This window comes from Spirosoma radiotolerans, from assembly GCF_000974425.1.
GTDB lineage: Bacteria > Bacteroidota > Bacteroidia > Cytophagales > Spirosomataceae > Spirosoma > Spirosoma radiotolerans.
Window position 1 is genome coordinate 3,330,609 of record NZ_CP010429.1, and the last position, 18,007, is coordinate 3,348,615.

Below are 18,007 nucleotides of genomic sequence, written 5' to 3' on the forward strand. Positions count from 1 at the left end.
AAAATTGCAAACAGTTGCTTAGTAAACGCTGATAAACTCCTTAGAATCTACTTAGAAGTCAGGGATAGCAAAGGCAGTATCAGGGTAAATATAGTTGGTTTGCCGTCCAGCGAAGACGCCGTTATCTGACCGGCATGTAGGCGAATGATTCGCTCGACAAGCGATAATCCAACACCGTACCCTCTCAGATCGGCCGTTTGGCGCCCTCGAAAAAAAGGTTCAAAAATAAAGGGCAGCTCATTTTCCGGAATGGCCGGGCCGGTGTTCTGAACCTGAATCGCCAGGACCTCTTCTTCAAAGCTGACGTTGACTAAAGCGTGTCCATTATCCGAAAACTTACAGGCATTTTCGGTCAGGTTTTTGAGCGCCGTCATCAACAGCGTTTTGTTTCCCTGCACGGTCAACTGTTCCGGGTCTTCAGGCAGTTCTCCAAAGGATATCGTCACCTGATAGCGTGGATTCATGGCGGTCACTTCGTCACGAATGTCCCAGAGAATTTCGTCCATCCGCACAACTTCCTTCAATAATGCGCCTGCATCTTCCTGATTCACCTGCGATAGTTGCAGCAACTCGTGGGTTAAGGTTGCCAGTTCGCGCACATCCTCGAGCACCGATCGGATCGTTTGCCGATACGCTTCGGGCTCCCGCTGGTTCAACAGACTGACTTCCAGTTGCGAGCTTATCTGGGTAAGCGGGTTCTTCAATTCATGAGACACATTGGCAACAAACAGCCGCTGCGACCGGAATGAATCCGCAACCCGATCCAGCAACCGGTTGATGGTCGCCGACAATCGGCTGATCTCATCATCGTCCTTTTTCACAACCAGTCGTTCATCCCGGTTATTGGGAAATATGTCGCTTACAGTCTGATCGATCTGTTGCATCGGCCGCAGGGCATCACTGGCGAAAAACCAGCCAGAGAAAGCCGTAATGCCGACAATCAGGCAAAAGAGTGCCGTAAAGGCCCAGATCAGCCGTTTTAAGAACTCGTCGCCATACACATTTTCGGCACTGGCAACGACGATAAACTGGCCACTGGACGCCCTGAACTGCGAACCTGATACATAATATTCACCCTGGGGAAAGTCTTTTCGCTGGTTCTTCCGAATAGCCGCCAATACGGATTTGGCTATGGGTAACGACCCCTGTTCGTCGGTTGAGAAAATGACCGAGTCCCGGCTATCGAACACAACGATCTTCTGGTTAGGTAACTGATCTTTCCGGATTCGGATAAGTTGTTTGATCAATTGAGCATCCAGCCGGTGGTGAATCAGCATTTCGCCCGTTGTGTGGGCTTTCCGGTTGAGTCGCCGGTAGAAATCTGACGAAATAAAATACCAGCAGAAGGCATAGATACTTACAAACGCCAGCAGCAAAATGCTGGACACCAGTCCTGTAAACCGTAACGCCAGGCGGTTGCGAATGGTCATTCCTCCTGTAGCATATAACCCATACCAAAGTGGGTATGAATCAGTTTCTTGGAAAAATTTTTATCAATCTTTTTACGAAGGTAATTGATATACACCTCTACGACATTCGTGCCCGTATCGAAGTTCAGATCCCACACCTGTTCGGCAATAGCAGGTTTCGATAAGACGCGCCCCTGATTGCGCATCAAAAACTCCAGCAGAGCAAACTCACGGGCAGTAAGGTCAATGGGTTGCCCGTCGCGGGTAACCATTTTCGCATCCAAATTCATCTCAATACCACCGTACCGTAAGTACTGGGCCGTCATGGTCACCTGCGTACCCCGTTTGGTGAGTGCGCGCACCCGCGCCAGGAGTTCAGCGAAGTGAAAGGGTTTGGTCAGGTATTGATCGGCACCTGCATCGAACCCCGAGATTTTATCCTCCGTTTCGCCCAGCGCCGTCAGCATCAGAATTGGCGTCGCAATGCCTTCTGCCCGCAACTGCCGACAAAGCTCATAGCCGTTAAGGCCCGGCAATATGAGGTCGGTGATGATTCCGGCGTAGTTATTTTTCAATGCCAGCCGCTTGGCAATTAACCCATCATACGCAATATCGACTTCGAACTGGCTTTCTTCCAGCCCTTGCTGGATCGCCTGAAGCGTCTTTGGCTCGTCTTCAACGACTAATAGTTTCATAACGTACCCAATTTAATAGACCTCAAAATGCGGAGAATGCAAGACAATGATCAAGCATTCACCAGCACGTCGTTCATGCGTTGCAGCAGCGTTTCGACATCCTGTTGACGGGCAAGCCGGTAGCGGGCAAACGACATACCCGAACCCACTTTTACCGTATAAGCCCAGTTGGGTAACTGCCGGAACATATCCTCATCAGTAGTGTCATCGCCCACACTGACGATGAAATCGTAAGAGGCTTGTTCAACAATTTTGAGTGCTACAGTTCCTTTACTGTGCTGTGCTGGCTTCACCTCAACCACTTTGCTGCCCTGAATAACGGTCAGGGGAATGGAGAAGGCTGTTCCCCGAAGCTGGGTGGCGAGTTCAACAGCTTGGCCTTCTACATCGTCGGCATCTGCCATCCGGTAATGCCAGGCAATGGCGGTTTCTTTTTCCTCGATAAACGAGCCGGGGAATCGCTCGACAGCTTCATTCATCAGGGCCCGAACGGAATCGACCCAGTCGCTATCGGATAAATCGAGCCGCTCCCAGGGCTGATTGGGCTTTTTCAGAAAGGCCCCGTGTTCGGCCACCAGATACAGCGGAATACCGGCAAACGTCTTTTCCAGAAAGGCCCGGTTACGCCCGCTGATGACGACCAGATCACTGCTTTCGGCAATGGTCAGAAAGGCGTCTTTTAGCGCATCCGATGGGCGGGCATCGGCTGGGTCGTTGACGAGTGGCGCCAGCGTTCCGTCGAAATCAAACAGCAGCAAACGCTGACGAGCCTCACTAAACGCAGCAATAAAGGGCTGAATAGGCAAGTCCGTTTCCAGATCGGTTTGATTTCCCAGCAAATTATCGAACGCCCGCAGAAAATCATTGCTCCACCGGAAAACATTGTGGTTTTGCAGATGCATCCGCATACGAGCCATGCGCTGCTCCTGCTCGTCGGGAGCCATGGCCAGCCCCTGTTTGATGGCATCGGCGACTTCCTGCGTATCGGTCGGATTAATGATCAGCGCATCGGGTAGCTCCTGCGCGGCTCCCGCTAATTCACTCAGGATCAACACCCCTCGCTGATCCTGCCGACTGGCCACGAACTCCTTACAAACCAGATTCATGCCATCCCGAATGGGGGTGATCAGGGCAATGTCGCAGGCCGTGTACAGGGCCATTAGTTCGGTAAAGGTGAGCGATGCATAGGAATACACAATGGGTCGCCAGCCAATGGTTCCGAAGAGTCCGTTGATGCGCCCGACAGTTTCTTCAATTTCCCGCTTGATTTCCTGATAATGCCCGATCTGATCTCTCGACGGAACAACGGTCATTACAAACGTAACGTTGTCATGCCAATCCGGATTCTGACTTAAAAACCGCTCATATCCTTGCAGCCGATACGTAATTCCCTTCGTGTAATCCAGCCGATCGACGGAGAAAATGATCTTGTCCTGCTGAAGCAAGGTCTGATACTGGGCTTTCATAGCGATCACGGCCGCATCCTGTCCGCTGCTGTTGAACTTGGTAAAATCGACACTGATAGGAAAGTCTTTCACCACGACCGAGTGATCGGGCAACACGATGCGAGGGCCGATAATGGGTAACGCCAGCACATCGGATACACTTTGCATAAAATGCTGAACATAATCGGCCGTATGAAAACCGATGACGTCGGCACCCAGAATACCATTCAACAAGGCATGCCGCCAGGTACGGGGCAATAGTTTAATGATTTCGTAGGTCGGAAAGGGAATATGAAAGAAATAACCGATGGTGGCCGTCGGCATCGCTTTCCGAACCATATCAGGCAATAACATCAATTGAAAATCGTGAATCCAGACCAGATCACCGGGCTCAATAAGGGCCGTAAGCTCTTCCAGAAAACGGGTGTTGGCCTGCTGATAACTATCGAAATCCGTTTCCCGGAAGGAGGCAAACGACGTGAAATAATGAAACAACGGCCAGATCAGGTCATTACTGAATCCCTCGTAAAAACCCTTGTGAACGGCCTCGTCCATAAAAACCGGGTGTGCCACGAAGGTTTCATTCTCAAACGCCGACGACTCGATGTGCTGAAGGGAGGCATCGGCATGACCAACCCAATGAATTTTGGTGGCGGCACCGTCTTGTTTCTGACCCATTCGCTCAGCCATCGACAGCACGGCCGACACCAGCCCACCCGAATTCTGGACCAATACAACCCCGTTATCTGTTTGCTGAAACGTGAAGGGTAATCGGTACGAAACGATAAGCAATCGGTTAAATGTGTTCATGCGATTTGCGCTTACTGAGCGCCCAGTGTAAGACAACAAATAAAGCAGTGTGGAATTAGAACTGGCTTAAGCAAATCTTAGAAACTGCTTAAAATACTTACCACAGGGTAAGCATACTCCTGACACGTAGGTTGATTGTGTTCCATCAGGTACTTTTTTGGGCGGCATTGGTTCGAAGCCCGCCAGTCGCCAACTCTTGTCCATCACCAGAGTTACTCTACATTTTATCTAAACCTTCCGTATTGCGTAATGTTTCACCTAAACAGGCTGAGCTTACCCTTATACAGTCGCTTTACCCAACCTGTTTCTTAATTCTCAACACGTATGGAAAAAAATAACGCAGCATTAGATGAAAATCTCCACTGGTACAAAGACGCCATTATTTATGAATTACACATTAAGGCCTTTAGCGATGGCAATAGTGATGGAATCGGTGATTTTCAGGGCCTGCTCGGAAAGCTGGATTACTTACAGGAATTAGGCGTCACGGCCATCTGGCTGTTGCCTTTCTACCCGTCGCCCCTGCGCGACGATGGATACGACATTGCCGATTACTACACCATCAACCCCTCTTACGGGACAATTGAGCAGTTTAAACTTTTTCTGGAAGAGGCTCACCAGCGCAACCTGAAAGTCATTACAGAACTGGTCATTAATCACTCGTCCGATCAGCACCCCTGGTTTCAGCGCGCTCGTCGAGCCCCCAAAGGATCGCCCGAACGAGATTATTACGTCTGGACCGACGACCCGACTCAGTTTAAAGATGTCCGCATTATCTTTCAGGATTTCGAAGCCTCCAACTGGACCTGGGACCCCGAAGCCCAGCAATACTACTGGCACCGCTTTTTTTATCACCAGCCCGACCTGAACTACGACAGCCCGCTGGTACAGAGTGAAGTGTTCAAGATGATCGACTACTGGTGCGAACTGGGCGTGGATGGATTTCGGCTGGATGCCGTTCCGTACCTGTTCGAACGCGAAGGCACCAACGGCGAAAATCTGCCCGAAACCCATGCCTTCCTCAAAAAACTACGCAAACACATCGATGATCATTTTCCGGGGGTTGTCTTCCTGGCCGAAGCCAATATGTGGCCTGAAGATTCGGCCTCGTACTTCGGCGATGGCGACGAGTGCCACATGAACTACCATTTCCCAGTTATGCCCCGGATGTTCATGGCGCTCCAAATGGAGGACCGCTACCCGATAACCGATATTTTCGACCAGACCCCCGCTATTCCGGACAACTGCCAATGGGCCATTTTCCTCAGAAATCACGACGAGCTAACCCTCGAAATGGTGACCGACGAAGAGCGGGATTACATGTACAAAACCTACGCAAAAGACCCCAAAGCCAAAATCAACCTTGGTATTCGGCACCGCCTGGCTCCGCTCATGGGCAACAATCGCAAGAAAGTAGAGTTGCTGAATAGCCTGCTGTTTTCGCTGCCCGGTACGCCCGTTATTTATTATGGCGACGAAATCGGGATGGGCGACAACGTTTACCTGGGCGACCGGGATGGGGTGCGGACCCCTATGCAGTGGTCACCGGATCGGAATGCAGGTTTTTCGAGCACCAATCCCCAAAAACTTTATTTACCGACCGTTCTCGACCCGGAGTACCATTATGAATCCGTGAATGTAGAAACCCAGCGTCGCAACACGTCTTCGCTGTTCTGGTTCATGAAGCGGATGATCAACCTGCGAAAAATGCACAAGGCATTCGGGCGGGGTGATCTTGTCTTTCTGACCGTTGAGAACCCCAAGGTACTGGCTTTCACCCGTTCGTACGAAGACGAAACGTTGCTGATTGTTATCAACTTATCCAAATATGCCCAGCCCGCTGAAATAGAACTCAAAGGTTTTAAAGGCTATGTACCGGTTGAAGTATTCAGTAAAAATGCGTTCCCGCCCGTAGCCGAAACGGAGTCGTACTTCTTTACCCTGGCTCCCCACGATTATCAGTGGTTTGCCCTGGAGAAACAGCGCGTCGAAGCTATCGACTCCGCTACGCTGCCTTTGGTTCGGGCCAAAAGCTGGGATGCCTTGCTGAATAACCGCACCCGGCAAGAGCTGGAAACGGTGGTGCTACCGGATTATTTACCCAAAACGGAGTGGTTTAACGGCAAGAATCAGACGCTGCACGAGATTTCCATAACCAATCACGCCCCGCTTTCCTTACCAGATGGATCAGCGCATGTGCTGCTGATCGAAGTCACTTATGAGCGGGGGTTGCCCGAATTGTACCAGCTCGTGGTTGGGTTTGCCAAAGATACGGCTGCAACCAAACTCAGGGAAAGCTGCCCGGAGTCTGTCATCGCCACTCTGGAAGTCGGCGAGGAAACAGGGCTTCTGTGCGACGGGCTCTACATGACCGACGTGCAACAGGCTTTGCTTCAGAACATGATTCAGAAGAGTTCGGGCAAAACAGCCGGGCTTCAATTCGAGAGCATACCAGCGCTGGACACCTATGTGGAGGAACACCCCGAGATCAAATCGAAACTGATGCCAAATGGCCCCGGCTATGCGTCGATCAGCTACGACTTACGATTCGTGCTGAAGCTATACCGTAAGCTGGACGTTCTGGTCAACCCCGATACCGAGATGATACGCTTTCTGTCGGAGACGGCCCAGTTCAAATTTGTTCCTGCCTTCTCCGGCTCCGTCGAAATAACCACGACTGACAAGCCAATTATGCTCGGAACCATGCAGGAAATGGCCGATAATCATGGTGATGGAAAAGGGTATGTGCTGGAACGGATCAATAACTTCATCGAGCGAATTCTGGCCCGTGACAAAGAGCAACTGGATAGTGCCCTGAGTGCGCCCCGTGGCACGTTAACGCAACCCATCGCCTTCGACGACCTTCCGTTCGAGACGCGGGAACTGCTGGGGCAGCGGGCCGCCGAACAGGCCCGACTGCTGGGCATTCGGATTGGACAGATGCACCAGGCCCTGGCATCCAGCAAGTCAGTCAAGGACTTTGCTCCGGAAGACTTTTCCCTGCACTACCAGCGTTCTCTCTTCTCGGGCATGCAGTCGCTGGTTCGGGAGAGTTTTCAACTCCAGAAAAATACGCTAAAATCCTTACCCGACATGGTCAGACAGGATGTGGAGCAGTTACAGGGCCAGAAGGAAAAAGTGCTGACAACCCTCCGGCGAATTTACACTAAAAAGCTGGATACGGCTAAAATCCGGATTCACGGCGATCTGAAACTGGAAAAGATCATGGTTACTGGCAAAGACATCGCCATTCAGGATTTCGGTGGCGATCCGGCCCGCAGTTACAGCGAACGACGGCTGAAACGTTCGCCCCTACGGGATGTAGCCAGCATGATCCACTCCTTTTATTACGTGACGTATGAAGGTTTCCTGAATAACAACCAGGTGCCGGAAGGCGATACGACATTACGGTTGCTTCCCTATGCTACGTTTTGGGTGCACTACATGCGGGGATTCTTCATTAAAGCGTATTTGGAGACTGTTCAGGGGAGTTCGTTTGTTCCGGCTGACCCCGCCGAGCAGCAAATGATGATCGAAACCTACCTGCTCGAAAAGGCAATTCCCAGCTTATCGTATGAGCTGACTCACCGGCCCGACTGGGCACGCGTTCCACTGGAAGTAATCAAATCGATTATCAACAACGTGAGTAATAAATAGCCGTTTTTGTCATCCCTCCTGCCGCATCGGCGGACCGGCCGGGATGACAAAACTCATTCACGATCAACTGTGAGCCAGGCGATTAAGACATTCACCCTCCTTAATCCCTACTAAATAATAAAAGCAGGGTTGACAAACGAAATGGGTTTGATGCCATACAGACACGTTGTCCGTATGGCATCAAACCCATTTCGTTTAGGCCAATTTAGCCACCGATCAGGCAACCGGTTCCGTCTCTTCAACCCGCAGTTCGGTCATCCGCTGTTTTTGCTGGGCTACTTTTATCGGGCTTCCGAAGGCGTAGAACCACTTGTTCCGCCATCCTTTGGCACTTTTTACATCGCGAACAATGTCGGATAACTCATGGAAATTAATGTGAAATGGGTTGGCCTTCTGGTCAATATTGGTCGTAATCCCATAAATCGGGCGTTCTTCTTCAGGTTGGTAGGTGTCGAAGATCCGATCCCAGAAAATAAACGTTGCGCCAAAGTTTTTGTCGATGTACTTCTCCTGCGAACCATGATGAACGCGGTGATTGGACGGTGTTGCAAAAATATATTCAACCCATCGGGGCAGTTTTTTGATGTACTCTGTGTGCACCCAGAATTGAAAAAGTACCGCTAACTGGCTAACTGTAAAAAATACTATCGGGTGAAAACCTATCAATGCGACGGGTACAAAAAAGATGATCTTCAGATTCTGAATCCAGCTTAATCGAAATGAAACACTCAGGTTATAATGCTCTCCCGAATGATGTACCACATGCGTTGCCCACCAAAAACGCTGCCCATGCGATACCCGGTGTGCCCAGTAGCTGCAAAAGTCGAAGATCAGATAACAGGGGATCAGCGTCCACCACTGAAGCTCCATCCGCCAGGGCAACTGATTATAGACCCAAACGACACCATACAGTAAGCCCAGCTTTACGCCCGCCCCAACCACCAGCGACCCCAGCCCAACCAGCACGGAGCCAACGGTTTCCCATTTATCATAGTAGGGTTTCTCCTGAATGTAGGTAACAATCATTTCGATTGCGGTCAGCACAATCATGGCAGGAACTGCCCACAAGATCAAATTGGGTGCCCCTCGTTCAACCGTCCAGAGTTGATCGATTGGAATAACGGGAGCACTGAATAAGGATTCAAGCATAATGACAAGCATTTAGTCGGTCGTTGAGTAGACCAAAACACTAATTTTAAGCTTAAAAAGGAGTTAACCAAACCTTAGAAAGTTATTAGAGTTAGCCAAGGATACGCAATCACCTATTTGTACTAAATAAGCGCCGATATTTTCCATCCTAACCGGACTGAAACCCAGTGAGAATGGAAAATACCGGCACTATTTGGGCGATTTATTATTTCAGATCAATCAGGGAATAGTGGGCAACTAGTTGACTAAACCAGTTTTCAGCGCTTTCACAAAGCCCCGTTTAGAAAGGAATATCCTTTATTTCCCGATACCTGGCAACACCGTAAGTAAGCTTCGTCCAGTGGTAGCAACGGCCTCGCGAACCTGATTACCGATAATGTTTTTGATGATATCGCCACTGTCACGTTCACCCCGGACCAGTGCCTTTGTCAGCTCGATAGCCTGATCGGTTGTGATTTTTCCAGGCATGGGCGGTTCATTCTGATCCACAATCGCATCTACAATGACAGGGCCGTCGTGAGCCAGTGCCCGGCGAATGACATCGTCTGCATTTTTCGGATCATCCAGCGTAAACCCGGTGGCTCCGCAAGCCTGGGCGTAGGCGGCAAAGTCAATCGACTGAATATCAACCCCAAACTCAGGGTTACCTTCCAATACGATCTGCTCCCACTTTATCTGCCCATACGAATTGTTATGGAATATGAACACTTTGATGGGCAGCTTATATTTAACCGCCGTCGCCATTTCGCCCATCAGCATCGTAAAGCCGCCATCGCCCACGAGCGCAACCACCTGCCGACCAGGGTAGGCCACTGAAGCCGCGATAGCATACGGTAAACCCGATCCCATTGTCGCCAGCAAGCCCGACGTTGAAAACTGCATGGTGCCCCGCATCTGAATGTGGCGGGCTGCCCAGGTCGTGTTATTTCCACAATCGCAGGTGACAATAGCATCATCGTTCAGCAACGGGCTGATTACGTGGGGCACCACTTGTGGTTTCATGGGAATGTTCGTCTGGGTACCCCGCTCGGTCATCAGCTCGCGCCAGAAGGTCATTCGTTCCTGTGCTTTTTCCAGGAAACTGCGGTCTTCCTTGTGGTTAATGAGCGGCAAGAGGGCCTGAAGAACGGTTTTGGTATCGCCAATTAAGCCCACATCGACCGGCGTTCGCAACCCGATATGCGTGGGATCGAGGTCGATTTGTATGGTTTTTGCCTGTCCGGGTTTTGGATAATATTCCAGATAGGGGAAGTGAGTGCCAATCATGACGAGCGTGTCGCACTCTTCCATGGCATCCTGCGAAGGAGCGGTGCCCAATAGGCCCAACCCTCCGGTAGTGTACGGGTTATCATCGGGGACCACCCCTTTACCCAACAGCGCTTTAATAATAGGTCCACCCACGGCTTCAGCCAGTTGGATAACCTCGTCGCGGGCATGAAGGGCTCCACGACCCGCAAAGACAACGACTTTACTACCGGCATTGATCAGGTCAGCGGCCCGCTTCAGTTGATCAAGGACGGGCGATATAGCGGTACTCACCCGTAATACATCCGTATGCCCCTTAACATTGGGCATCGTTCGCGTATCATCCCCAACGGTCCAATCCTGAAAATCTTTCGGAAAGGATATGTGCGATACGGTGCTTTGGCCCAGTGCTGTTCGGATTGCCTGATCGACAGCGTTGACCACATGATCCGGCCCCATAATGCGCTCATTATAAGGAGCTAGATCCAGAAATACTTTCGTCAGATCGGCATCCTGCTGGTACATGGAGCCACTGATATCGTGGTACGTATGGCCAGTAATGGCCAGCACCGGCTGGCCATCGTATTTGGCATCATAGAGCCCATTCAACAAGTGGAGCCCGCCACAACCGGAGGTGGCCATACAAACGCCCAGCTTTCCTGTAAATTTAGCATACCCGGCGGCCATGAAGGCAGCCGCTTCTTCATGACGTACCTGAATAAAGCGAATCTGGTCCTGATGCGTACGCAACGATTCAAAAAGGCCGTTTATACCATCGCCGGGCAAACCAAAAATGGTATCGACGCCCCATTCAATCAACCGTTCAATTAATAGATCTCCTCCAGTTTTTGCCATAAGTCAAACAGGCGTTTCTATCTGGTTCAGTGGGTAAACGACCTGCTACAGTGTATAAGCGTCGTCTAAACTATATTGTTGGTTCCGATACGGTAGTTTAATGTGAATTATGAGTGTATGCGCCTGAACAGGGCTTCTACTCAGGTTACTCGCCGGGTATGCAACGCCTTAACCCATTCATTCCGTTTGCAGCGTGGGCAAACCTGATTCAATACAGACGAAGGCAAGTGCTGAACATGACCACAAAAGCTGCAACTGTAGGTACCAGATTGCTCAATTTTCGCTGATCGTTTGGCGAATAACTCGGGCAGGACGGGCAGCCCTGGCTTCACGTCGGTGTCTTCATAATAATAGAGGCTGATGTTTCCGCTACTTTCCACGTAGGCTCTCCGTAACTGACCCAGGTGCTCGACCCCGGCCGATCGAAGCTCCATAAAAAACTCATCCTGCCCCATATCTTCCTTGGCAAATTCGGCAATGGCAAATACCCCTTCCTCAATGATGAGCACGGCTTTGCCTTCTACCCAATCCGACAGTTTGACGGACTTTGAGGCCAGTTTGGCTAAAAGCCGATAGCTGATGATAATAATCAGGAAAACAGCCAATGCAGGCAGTAGACCAACATCATCGTAAAACATGGGATCACCAGCCGCCGATCCAAGACCAATGATCAGAACTAGTTCAATAACCGATAGCTGCCGGACAGTACGCTTTCCCGTAGCCCGCAGGGCCAGAAAAATAACGCAAAACATCACCAGTGACCGACCTAAAACTTCCAGTAAAAACAGGGGGGGTTGTTCTCCGAACAGAATGCGTTGCCAATCGGTAAGTTCGTAAGGGTTCATCAACCGAACTATGGTTAGGTGGCGAAATCAATCGTTGTCGGGCAGTCCATACATGTATACCCCGACGAGTGGAATTCTATACTAAGCTAACTTCCGGATAAGGAAATAGTTTACAAGGTTTTGATTCGAACGAATACACTGGCTCGCCACTCAGGACGATTTGTAGGCCGTTGGATAAACTTAAATAGCTTTTCCAATATCGATTTTGGTTGTGTTCGTATACAAGTTTATACAACCACCAATCTTAATACAATGGAAGTAAATGGCCCGATCATCTTTATCGATGATGATGAAGACGACCAGCTTATTCTCAAGCCTATCTTAGAAGAAATTGCCCCATTAAGCTCTATTTTATTCTTTACGAATGGACAGGTAGCGGTAGATTATTTAAAAACAACCGAACAGCGCCCTTTTCTAATTATTTCCGAAGTCAACTTAGCGGGAATAAACGGATTGGAACTACGTCGACAGATTGAAGAAGACGCTCAGTTGAGGAAACGAGCCATCCCCTTTATCTTCTTTACCCATCCCGTTTACAAGCATATGGTTGAAGAAGCGTATGACCTGACAATTCAGGGTTTCTTCGAAAAAAGGGATAGCATTAGTGAGATACGCCTGCAGCTACAGGCGATCATTGATTATTGGTCAAAATGCCTGCATCCCAACCGCTTTACAAACGAGGACTAACTCACAAACGAGGATAGTTCCTTGTGTCATCGTCAAGCACCAGCACCCAGTCCTGCCCATAGCCCTGGGTGGGTGGCTTGAATTGCTGTGCCTTCTGATTATTGAAATGGCCAGCCGACTGAGTTTTGCCCGTTCGCGGATCGAACCAGGTTGCTGTTAAACTTTTTCCCGAAACCTTACCCGGATTCACGGTAAATGCTTTGCCAGTTGCTGAATACACAAAGGCGTAGTCGGTTCCCCGCGTAGCCTGAATGCGTTCGGCAGCACTCAGGTTATTTTCAACAATCAGGGACTGATCGGGGACCCGGTCGAGTTGCGGCCGAGATGTCATCAGATGACGCACATGTGCCATTTGATTGGCACCCGGAAGCTCCATCGCTTCCGGCCAGAAGAAGTGAGGCCCATTGACGGATGGGCGCTTGGCACTGTACATCTGCCAGATGTCGTGGCACCCGTACGTATGGCCATGCGCCCCCGCAAACAGATCGAGGTAGGCATATAAGCGTACATCGTACGCGTTGGACGTACCCAGATCTTTGGCATTGAAGCAGACCGGATGGTCTTCATAAATCGGTTCAGCGTCCATCGTTGGGCGGGTGGGTTGGCGGTTATACGACATGCTGATATTGTCATAAATGGGTGTAAACCGGCAATGCCCGTTCTGGTGCATATTGAAGTCGAACCAATCATCGGCCTGGAACCATTTCGAGGCTCCTCCCTCCTGTCCATTGGGCTGCGGGTGGTAGGTCATTAACGCCTTGTCGGCTCCCCCAACACTCTCCTCAATGCCATCAGCCATTGCCCGCCAGATGGCCAAATCCTGCGATCCTTCGCGGGGATTGCGGTCACCACCCAGAATCCAGACGATATTCTCACGGTTTTTATACCGATTACCAACATACCGGCCGTATGCCTTCGCATTGGCTACGGTGAAAATTTCAGGACCCTGGCCCCAGGTATTTTTAAATATCTTGTCGCCCCAGGTTGGCAGGAAACCAATCACAATACCATACTGAGCTGCTTTGTCGACAATAAAATCGACATGTTTAAAATAGGCCTCATTGGGCGTGGTCGGATCATTATTGAGCAAGGGCGTATCACCATAGGGATTGGGCTCTTTCAGGCCGTCGAATTCGGCCAGCGCTACCGCCTGCACCACTGTAAAGCCCTGTTCTGCCCGACGTTTGAGGTATTGATCAGCCTCTTCGCGGTTGAGCCGGTGAAACAGTTCCCAGGCCGTATCGCCCAGCCAGAAAAAAGGAGTATTGTTCTGATGAACCAGATAACGTTTATTGGCTGACACCTTCAGTCGTCCGTTGGCAAACGGTTGCTGCGCCCAAACGAGGCTCTGTATAAGCAGCAATCCAATAAGCATAAGGAGTTTTTTCATCGGAAATTGTTTTAGTTGCGGTTACAACGGTTCATCCTCTACGTTTTTTGTCCGTCGTACCCTACAAACCAGAAATCCGCTTATAATTACCCATGCCCCACTTCCTGCAAGCCGGTCCCATCGGCGCTCAGTACGAAAACGGTTTTCTGCGCTACCTGAATCAGGGCGATGCAGAAATTATCCGAATGATCTATTTTGCCATTCGGGATCACAACTGGCTCACGGCCGCGCTGACGATTACCAATGAAGTGATTGACAAGCATGCCGATGCCTTCCGGATTCAGTATGACTGGCATACCAGCGACCCCGTTATTCAAATAGCGGGGCATGTTGACATCCTGGGTGATCAGCATGGCGTTATTACCGTCGACTTTTACGGAAAAGCGCTGGTGACTTTTCAGCGAAACCGAATTGGCCTCTGCGTTTTGCATCCAATTGAGGGCGTTTTAGGGCAACCGGCTGAATTGACTGCCCCCGACGGCACGGTAACGGATGCGCATTTCCCAACGACAATCAGCCCACACCAACCGTTTCTGAACCTTCGGACGATGCGCTGGCAACCCGCTTCCGGCACTGTCTGGCAACTTGATTTTTCGGGTGATGTGTTCGAAACGGAAGATCAGCGAAACTGGACGGATGCTTCGTTTAAAACTTATTCGACCCCACTTACCCGACCGTTTCCGGTAACGGTTCAGGCCGGTGACGAGGTTCGCCAGCGCGTAGTTTTCAGGCCATCGGCCCAAGCCCTATCGAACCAGCCAACCGCTTTATTACCCAAAAACCCGGTTCAGTCCGTAGCGGCACCGAAACCAGATCGCCTTCGTCTTGGCGTTGGCCAATGGGCTGGTGGCCCGCCATTGACCCCGACCGAAGCGGCTTTGCTCCGGCGGTTAGGCTTGTCGCACCTGCGGGCCGATGTTTTCTTTCGCCTTCCCCACTGGGAGGCAATCCTGACAAATGCCGTAGCGGATGCCCAACAGTTGGACATTCCGCTTGAGTTAACCGTATTTTTCGGGAACGACCCTTTGACAGAACTAAGGCAATTACTGAATTTCCTGCAAAGACAGGCCGTATCCGTTCGCTCGATGCTGCTCCTCGATGCCGCCACCTTAACGACCTCCGATAGACTATTACAGACGGTGGTTCCGGTATTGCGCGCGGAATGGCCCAATCTGTTGATAGGCGGGGGCACCGACGACAATTTCGCCGAACTGAACCGGCATCGCTTTGATTTTAGTCTGGTCGATTTTGTCTTTTATTCGATTAACCCGCAGGTTCATGCGTATGACGATCTGACGCTGGAGGAAAACATAGCTGGACAACCAGAGACGGTGTTTTCGGCCCGATTATTCAGCGGAGGCAAGCCAATTCATATTTCGCCCATTACACTACTCCCCCGCTACACAACTGTGGCGGAAACGGCCCTGGAACGCCTGAACGCCCCTGCTGATGGGCGACAAACCACTCATTTTGGAGCTGAATGGACGCGCCAGAGCCTTCGTGCCCTAGCAAAAGCTGGGGTTGCGTCGGTTACTTATTATCAGTCTCACGGTCCGGGCGGACTTGTCAATGGCGACACGGTTTATCCCCTATTCTCGGCCTTTACCGAGTTCTGACCTACTTAACGAGTAACAATCGACCGCTACGGAGCCAGTAACCCGACAACTACTACTTGACCAAAGTACAGAGTAGATGCATAATTTGTCTGGGCCAAGTCGCAAAGGCGCACCGTTCTAGCTTGGCCCAGACAAGATCTCGTTCAGGAATAATAATGAAATTGGCTGAAGAAGCGACAATGCGGTACACGTCTCTTTTCAACAATTCAGTCATTACCAAAATCAGCCGTTATGGAGAAGGCGCCCCTTCTCCGGCAGGAACGGCCATATCGGTCTCCTTTCAGCTTGATGGGCAGGACTCTGACCCAATCGCTGGTCATTTCCAGCGAACCAACCCTCGTCATGAACGTTTCAACAAACCAATTTTGAGCGTTACAACAAAGCAGCCCGGAGAGTCAGGACCGACCTTTGTCAAAACAAAAAGCACATAAAAATGACAACTGTTTGGTTTATTACCGGAAGTTCACGCGGCCTGGGCCGCAGTTTAACCGAAGCTGTACTCGCTAAAGGCGACAACGTAGCCGCAACGGCCCGCAACCCCGATCAATTGTCGGCTCTTGCCGAAAAATACCCGAATCAGCTCTTGACCATCCAACTGGACGTAACCAACAAAGCGCAAATTCACACTGCGGTTGAGCAGACTGTCGCGCATTTCGGTCGACTTGATGTGTTGGTGAACAATGCTGGTTTTGGCATTATCGGGGCCGCCGAAGCCTTCACCGACGAACAAGTCCGTAGTCAGTTGGAGACGAACCTCTACGCACCCATCGACATAACCCGCGCTGTTTTGCCCATTATGCGCAGGCAACGTTCTGGCCATATCCTGCAAATCAGTTCCGTCGGCGGTCGGGTTGGCAACGCGGGCCTGACCATGTACCAGGCCGCTAAATTTGGACTGGGCGGTTTTACCGAAGCGCTCGCCAAAGAGGTAGCTCCTCTGGGCATCCACGTAACCAGTGTAGAACCCGGCGGCTTCCGAACCGACTGGGCTGGCGATTCCATGAGCTATGCTGCGCCCGTAGAAGGCTACGAAAATACGGTTGATCAACGCGCTGACTTCATCAGAGGAGGCTCCTTTGTACCCATGGGCGACCCAGCCAAAGCCGCCACCGCGATGATCAACCTGATTGGGCAGCCTAAGCCGCCCGTGCACCTGATCCTGGGCAGTGAAGCGGTCGCCATTCTTAAACAGGCCGACGCCAACAGAAAAGCGGAGCTTGAGGCCTGGGAATCGGTAAGTCTGTCTACTGATCATATCGATGCCATTAACTTTCTGGATACGGAACAAGGGCAGGCGATGATCAATCGCTAGAGTGGCGTATTCACTACCTAATAAACAAACGACGACCATGAATAAAACCATTATCCTAACCGGAGCCTCCTCCGGTATAGGGAAAGCAGCCGCTAAAAAATTCGCAGCCGAAGGCTGGAACGTGATTGCTACCATGCGAAATCCGCAGCAAGAACAAGAATTAACTCAACTCCCAAATGTGCTGGTTACTAAACTGGATGTACAGGACCCAGCCAGCATTGACAGTGCCATTCAGGCAGGAATTGGCCGGTTTGGCCAGATCGACGCCGTTGTCAATAACGCCGGGTACGGGCAGAACGGGGTGTTTGAGGCCATTACGCCAGAGCAGATCCAACAACAATTCGACGTGAATGTATTCGGGGTTATGAACGTGATTCGGGCTCTGCTCCCTCATTTTCGCCAGCAAAAGTCGGGCTTGATTCTCAACATCAGTTCGGGCGCGGGTCGGTTTACCTTACCGTTGATTTCGCTGTATGCAGCCTCGAAGTTTGCGCTGGAAGGCTTTTCAGAAGCGCTCTCCTTTGAGCTGTCTACGCTCAACATTATCGTTAAGATTATTGAACCGGGAGGTACCGAAACGAACTTCAGCAAGGTCACCCGTGAACAATTTGCACACGACCCCAGTCTGGCCGACTACACCCCGTTTACCGAAGCCGCAGGCAAGATGTTTGCGGGTATGGTGGCCGCCAGGCTGGTAACCGCCGACGATGTTGCCGAAACCATTTATATGGCTGCCACCGATGGCACCGACACACTTCGGTATGCTGTGGGCAATGCTGACTTTCAGAAACGATTGACGGCCAGAGCTGAACTACCCGACCAGGCGTATATTAACGTCATCCGGGAAGGCTTTACGCGGTTTATGCCTCAAATTTAAGTAACACTAAATCAG

At 50.8% G+C, this 18,007-nt stretch carries 13 protein-coding genes; 6 read left to right on the top strand and 7 right to left on the bottom strand.

Translation table 11 applies throughout. The features are described 5' to 3' along the window. Positions 1-47: 47 nt before the first annotated feature. From SD10_RS13525 to SD10_RS13535, 3 genes are read right to left on the bottom strand one after another with little or no spacing between them, the layout of a single operon-like run. Entirely contained in the window at positions 48-1,430 is a 1,383-nt protein-coding gene (locus SD10_RS13525) for a sensor histidine kinase (RefSeq protein ID WP_046574283.1), read from the bottom strand. After that, on the bottom strand, positions 1,427-2,104 hold the full coding sequence (locus SD10_RS13530) for a response regulator transcription factor (protein WP_046574285.1): 678 nt from the start codon (positions 2,102-2,104) through the stop codon (positions 1,427-1,429). Before SD10_RS13530 ends, SD10_RS13525 begins: the two co-directional genes overlap by 4 nt. Positions 2,105-2,154: 50 nt before the next feature. Further along, complete coding sequence (locus tag SD10_RS13535; protein ID WP_046574287.1) at positions 2,155-4,359, bottom strand: bifunctional alpha,alpha-trehalose-phosphate synthase (UDP-forming)/trehalose-phosphatase; 2,205 nt, start codon at positions 4,357-4,359, stop codon at positions 2,155-2,157. 324 nt (positions 4,360-4,683) lie between these two features. Between SD10_RS13535 and treS the strand changes: the two genes are divergently transcribed. Next, on the top strand, positions 4,684-8,016 hold the full coding sequence (gene treS, locus SD10_RS13540) for a maltose alpha-D-glucosyltransferase (RefSeq protein ID WP_046574289.1): 3,333 nt from the start codon (positions 4,684-4,686) through the stop codon (positions 8,014-8,016). A gap of 216 nt (positions 8,017-8,232) precedes the next feature. On the opposite strand, the gene SD10_RS13545 is transcribed toward treS, so the two are convergent. From SD10_RS13545 to SD10_RS13555, 3 genes are all read right to left on the bottom strand, one after another. After that, on the bottom strand, positions 8,233-9,165 hold the full coding sequence (locus SD10_RS13545) for a sterol desaturase family protein (protein WP_046579500.1): 933 nt from the start codon (positions 9,163-9,165) through the stop codon (positions 8,233-8,235). A gap of 297 nt (positions 9,166-9,462) precedes the next feature. Continuing rightward, on the bottom strand, positions 9,463-11,265 hold the full coding sequence (locus tag SD10_RS13550) for a thiamine pyrophosphate-dependent enzyme (protein ID WP_046574291.1): 1,803 nt from the start codon (positions 11,263-11,265) through the stop codon (positions 9,463-9,465). Between the two features lie 140 nt (positions 11,266-11,405). Next, entirely contained in the window at positions 11,406-12,110 is a 705-nt protein-coding gene (locus tag SD10_RS13555; RefSeq protein ID WP_046574293.1) for a DUF421 domain-containing protein, read from the bottom strand. 252 nt (positions 12,111-12,362) lie between these two features. On the opposite strand from SD10_RS13555, the gene SD10_RS13560 reads away from it, so the two are divergent. Further along, positions 12,363-12,797 carry a response regulator gene (locus SD10_RS13560; protein WP_046574294.1) on the top strand — a complete coding sequence of 145 codons (435 nt, stop codon included), beginning with the start codon at positions 12,363-12,365 and terminating at the stop codon, positions 12,795-12,797. A gap of 1 nt (position 12,798) precedes the next feature. Here SD10_RS13560 and SD10_RS13565 read toward each other — a convergent pair whose 3' ends face one another. Then, the gene (locus SD10_RS13565) at positions 12,799-14,187 is read right to left on the bottom strand and encodes a glycoside hydrolase family 140 protein (protein WP_046574295.1); all 1,389 of its coding nucleotides are present in this window, start codon (positions 14,185-14,187) and stop codon (positions 12,799-12,801) included. 92 nt (positions 14,188-14,279) lie between these two features. On the opposite strand from SD10_RS13565, the gene SD10_RS13570 reads away from it, so the two are divergent. The 4 genes from SD10_RS13570 to SD10_RS13585 all read left to right on the top strand — a co-directional run bounded on the left by SD10_RS13570 (position 14,280) and on the right by SD10_RS13585 (position 17,992). Further along, entirely contained in the window at positions 14,280-15,803 is a 1,524-nt protein-coding gene (locus SD10_RS13570) for a hypothetical protein (RefSeq protein WP_046574296.1), read from the top strand. Positions 15,804-15,958: 155 nt separating this feature from the next. After that, positions 15,959-16,234 (top strand): VOC family protein, encoded by a 276-nt coding sequence (locus SD10_RS28765; protein ID WP_052731182.1) that lies wholly within the window; start codon positions 15,959-15,961, stop codon positions 16,232-16,234. Positions 16,235-16,236: 2 nt separating this feature from the next. Further along, entirely contained in the window at positions 16,237-17,115 is an 879-nt protein-coding gene (locus SD10_RS13580) for an oxidoreductase (RefSeq protein ID WP_046574297.1), read from the top strand. A gap of 37 nt (positions 17,116-17,152) precedes the next feature. Then, positions 17,153-17,992: an SDR family oxidoreductase gene (locus SD10_RS13585; RefSeq protein WP_046574299.1), complete on the top strand. Its 840-nt coding sequence runs from the start codon at positions 17,153-17,155 to the stop codon at positions 17,990-17,992. Positions 17,993-18,007: the final 15 nt, after the last annotated feature.